Below are 4,230 nucleotides of genomic sequence, written 5' to 3' on the forward strand. Positions count from 1 at the left end.
CAGGGCCGTGAAGGCCCGCTGGGGGAGGCCGGGCCGGGGGGCGACGTGGTGGCGGAGGGCGGGGGCGGGGTGGTGGTCCGAGACGTACGTGGTGTCCGCCGGGCTCTGCTCGTCGTCGACCCAGGCGAAGGGGCGGCCTTCGGCGTACGTCACGATGGCCTCCGTCTTCCAGTGGATCCCGTCGGGGCGGTGGGCGAGCAGGGAGTCGCCGAAGTCGACGTAGGGCAGCGGCGGGAGGCCGATGACCGGGGCGATCCAGCGGTTGGCCGCGTCCATCCAGGTCGTCGCCCAGCACAGGTCGTACGGGAGCGCGAGGAGGGCAGGGCCGTGGGACGGGTCGAGCCACACACGCAGCGGACGGCGGTCCTGGTGCATGGACACCCTGATCGTCGTACAGCCCTCGGGGCGGCGCTCCGGCTTCGCGGCGTACGGGTTCAGGGGGCCGTCGACGTCGAGGAAGAGGAGCGGGCGGGGGCGCGGGCGGCTCATCGGGTCACCGTACGGGAGGGGCACCGGCGGGCCGGTGGAATTTTCTCGTACGCGCAGACATAGCGGGGTGCGGTCCCGCGCGTCACAAGGGGCAGAGGGGGCGGACACCAGGTCCGCCCCGGGGGAAGAGAAGGTGACGATGGATGCCGAAGCGCAGGACAGCTTCCGGGAGTTCGTGGAGCACCGGTCGTCCGCGCTGCTGAAGACGGCCGTGCTGCTCAGCGGCGGGGACCGGCACACCGCCGAGGACCTCTTGCAGAACGCGCTGATCAAGGCGGCCGGCCGCTGGCACCGCATCGACGAACCCGAGGCCTACGTACGGCGGATCCTCTACCGGCAGCAGATCAGCCGCTGGCGGCTGAAGTGGCCCAGACGTGAACTGAGCGTCGCCGAGCCGCCGGAGAGGCGGGCGGACACGGACGCCTCGTCCGCCACCGACCTGCGCCTCGTGATGCGCGGCGCGCTCGCCCGGCTCACCGCGCGGCAGCGCACCGTGCTCGTGCTGCGCTACTTCGAGGACCTGCCCGAAGCCGACGTGGCCCGCATCCTGGGCTGCTCCGTCGGCACCGTACGGTCCACCGCCCACCGCTCGCTCGCCCGGCTGCGCACCCTCGCGCCCGAACTGGCCGCCCTGAGCGGTGGCGAGGACCCCCGGCAGCCGCCGGCCCATGACTACACACCCGTGGAGGTACGTCCGTGAACGTCGAGGAACTCGTGCGTGACTCCCTGCGGGAGCTGGCCGTAGACGAGCCGTCGGCGGGCCCGGGGTTCGCCGACCGGGTGCTGGCCGTGCGCCGTCGCCGTCGCACCCGCAGGCTCGTGTCCGTCGCCGCCGCCACCGCGGCCGTGCTCGCCGTGAGCGTGGGGGTACCGCTGCTGAACGAGGGGAAGGACGACGTACGTCCCGCACGTGTCACGCGGCAGGACGAGATCAGGGCCCACCCCGACCAGTCGCCGCCGAGCGACCTGATCGCGGCCGGGCGGTCGGCGCTCGCCGCGTACTACACGACGGCGCCCGTGGCGAAGAACGACAAGGAGACGACCTCCGAGCGGACGTACTGGCTGCTCGATCCCGACACCGGCAAGTACGAGAAGGACACCCGGTGGTCCTTCGTCGCCGTGGCGCCGGGTCTGAAGACCGCCGCCGTGCTGGAGCGGACCCTGCCCGCCGCCCGGATCGGGCTGCTCGACCTCGCGACGGGGGAGGTCGAGAAGTGGATCCCGGTCGGGAAGGGGGTCGGTGGGCTGGCGTTCTCGAACGGCGGGACCGAGCTGGTCGCCACGACGTACTCCGAGCATCCCGAGCCGCTGGAGAAGCTCGATGGCGAGTGGACGTCCACGCCTAGGGCGAGCCGGACGGGGTTCCTCCTCCTGGACCTGGCCGGGAGCGGCGGGGGTATCTGGCACCGGGTCCCGAGTTCCGACGCGAGTGGCCGCGCCGACTTCGCCTTCACCCGTGACGACAAGCACCTGTACGCGACCGGCGGAGGTCTCGAGACGCTCGTCCGGGGAAAGTTCTACGACCTGTCGGGCGAGGAGATCGCCGCGCCCGCGAACGAGAAGTACCTGCGCTGGGACGTGCCCGCGCGGCTGTCCCCGAACGGCAAGCTGGCCGCCCTCGGTCTGGCCGAGGTGAACGTACCCGCCATCGCCGACAGGTCCCTGCCCGGCCAGTCGTACTCCTTCATCAAGGATCCCCTCACCGGCAAGGAGATCACCAAAGTCCGCGGCGCCGAACTGCTCGCCTGGGTCGACGACCAGCGGCTCATCGCCTGGGAGCGGACGAGCCCTGAGAAGGACGCGTACAAGGACCGGCTCGTGCTGGTCACGATCGGCAGCCACAAGGTCGTACCACTGAGCGGCGAGCGTGCGCATCCGGAGGACGAACTGACGACGTGGGAGCCCGTCTTCGCCACGCGCTGATCAGCCGGCCGTCAGCTCCTCGTAGGCCGCCCGCAGCCCGTCGACCGCATCCCGGTCGGCGGGCAGCAGCGGCGCGCGGACCGGGCCCGCGGGCAGGCCCAGGTCGTTGAGGAGGGCCTTCACGGTGACCGTGCCGGGCAGGCCCGCCGACATCGTCAACTCGATGAGGGGCGTGGCGCGTCGCTGGAGGCGGGCCGCCTCCGTCGTGTCGCCCGCGTCGAACAGGTCGAGGACCGCGCGGAGTTGTGCGGGGACGACGTTCGCGACGGTGCTCACGTATCCCGCGCCGCCCACCGCGTACAGGGCGAGGTTGTGCTCGTCGCAGCCCGCGTAGTACGCCAACTCCGTGCGGGAGATGACCTTCTGGGCGGCGAGGAAGTCGTACGAGCAGTCCTTCACCGCCACGATCCGGGGATGTCCGGCGAGACGGATCAGGGTGTCGGGCTCGATACGGGTGCCGGTGCGGCCCGGGATGTCGTAGAGCGCGATCGGCAGTCCGGTGGAGTCCGCGATCTGGCGGAAGTGTGCCTCGATCGCCTCCTGCGGGGGCTTGCTGTAGTACGGGCTGACCACCAACAGGCCGTCCGCGCCCGCCTTTTCGGCCTCCAGGGCGAGTGCCACGGTGTGCCGGGTGTCGAAGGTGCCGACGCCCGCGACGATCGACGCCCGCCCGCCCACCGCCTCCCGCACCGCTCGTACGAGCTCCGCCTTCTCGGTGTCCGTCGTCGTGGGCGACTCGCCGGTCGTACCGGAGAGCACCAGCCCGTCGCAGCCCTCCGCCACCAGCCGCTCCGCGAGCCGCTGGGCACCGTCGAGGTCGAGGGCGCCGCCCTCGGTGAAGGGCGTGATCATGGCGCAGAGGGCGCGGCCGAAGGGAGGGGCGGTGGGAGCGGCGGTGGGAGGGGAGTACGTCATGGGAGTAGTCTCGGCAGAGCCATCGTGAAGCTCCACTTAATTTTTCTACGAGTTATCGGTAAGTGTTGCTAAGAGGTCGCTGGCTGCGGGTGCCGCCAGGGCCCTATGTCCAAATCGGCACTTCATGGGTCACCATGGCCAGGACGGTCATCGGCCCCTGGTCATGGGAGGCGTCATGAAGCTCGGTAAGGCACTCGCCACCGGAGTCGCGGAAGAGCGGCCGCAGGCGCACGAGCAGGAACCCGAACTCGAACTTCCGCAAGAGGTCGGGGAACTGAAGGCGCCCGAAGAGGTTCCGGCCGCCCGATGAGGCTGCGGCTTCCGGAGGAACACCCGACGGAGCCGCCGACCGGATACAAGATCGCCCACCCGGTGCTGTCCCACGACGGCACCCGGGCCGGGTTCACCGGTGTGTCGCTGGGCGGCGCGCTGCCGTACGGAGTCGTGGCCGACGCGTCCTGCGTCTACGGTCTGCGGCATCAGGCGCCGCACCGTCGCTGCGACTGCGGCTTCCACTGCGTGCACGACCGTTCGACGGCCGAGGCGCTGCTGTGCACGGCCGAGCATCGGGCGGCCGTGCTGCTGGAGGTCTCGGTCATCGGCCGCTACCTCCGTTTCGAACTCGGCTTCCGCTATGCCCGTCAGCGGATCCGCGTCGCCACCGTGGGCCCCTGCGCCTGTGGCACCGTCGCCTCCGCCCTGGCCGACGCCGGCTGGGGCCGCCCCGGCTGGCGCGCGCTCGCGCCCTCGTGCGCGGGGTGTCTGCGGGGGCGTACGTCGGTCTCGCTCGCGTCGTTCGCACGGCTGGCGGGGGAGGGGCTGCGGGTCGTCGCGGGGAGCGGGACGGCGGTGGCGGATGTCACGGCCGACGGCCTCGGCGTACCCGAACTGACCGCGGAGGCC

6 protein-coding genes are annotated in these 4,230 nt (G+C 71.7%); 4 read left to right on the top strand and 2 right to left on the bottom strand.

Annotated elements, in window-relative coordinates; all coding sequences use genetic code 11:
• A partial coding sequence (locus tag HLK59_RS48570) for a hypothetical protein (protein WP_171148092.1) occupies positions 1 to 489 on the bottom strand: 489 nt, incomplete at its 3' end.
• A 139-nt stretch (positions 490 to 628) separates the two neighbouring features.
• Here HLK59_RS48570 and HLK59_RS48575 point away from each other — a divergent pair.
• Both HLK59_RS48575 and HLK59_RS48580 read left to right on the top strand, forming a co-directional pair.
• The gene (locus HLK59_RS48575) at positions 629 to 1,189 is read left to right on the top strand and encodes a SigE family RNA polymerase sigma factor (RefSeq protein ID WP_171148093.1); all 561 of its coding nucleotides are present in this window, start codon (positions 629 to 631) and stop codon (positions 1,187 to 1,189) included.
• Positions 1,186 to 2,412: a WD40 repeat domain-containing protein gene (locus HLK59_RS48580; RefSeq protein WP_171148094.1), complete on the top strand. Its 1,227-nt coding sequence runs from the start codon at positions 1,186 to 1,188 to the stop codon at positions 2,410 to 2,412. The genes HLK59_RS48575 and HLK59_RS48580 overlap by 4 nt, the downstream gene beginning before the upstream one ends.
• Here HLK59_RS48580 and dapA read toward each other — a convergent pair whose 3' ends face one another.
• Positions 2,413 to 3,327 carry a 4-hydroxy-tetrahydrodipicolinate synthase gene (gene dapA, locus HLK59_RS48585; protein ID WP_171148095.1) on the bottom strand — a complete coding sequence of 305 codons (915 nt, stop codon included), beginning with the start codon at positions 3,325 to 3,327 and terminating at the stop codon, positions 2,413 to 2,415.
• Positions 3,328 to 3,502: 175 nt separating this feature from the next.
• Here dapA and HLK59_RS52245 point away from each other — a divergent pair, with 175 nt between their 5' ends.
• Complete coding sequence (locus HLK59_RS52245; protein ID WP_277349596.1) at positions 3,503 to 3,637, top strand: hypothetical protein; 135 nt, start codon at positions 3,503 to 3,505, stop codon at positions 3,635 to 3,637.
• Positions 3,634 to 4,230: hypothetical protein (locus HLK59_RS48590; protein WP_240983078.1), on the top strand; the 597-nt coding region annotated here is incomplete at its 3' end. The genes HLK59_RS52245 and HLK59_RS48590, both read left to right, overlap by 4 nt.

It is taken from the genome of Streptomyces sp. S3(2020) (assembly GCF_013044505.1).
Classification (GTDB): Bacteria; Actinomycetota; Actinomycetes; order Streptomycetales; family Streptomycetaceae; genus Streptomyces.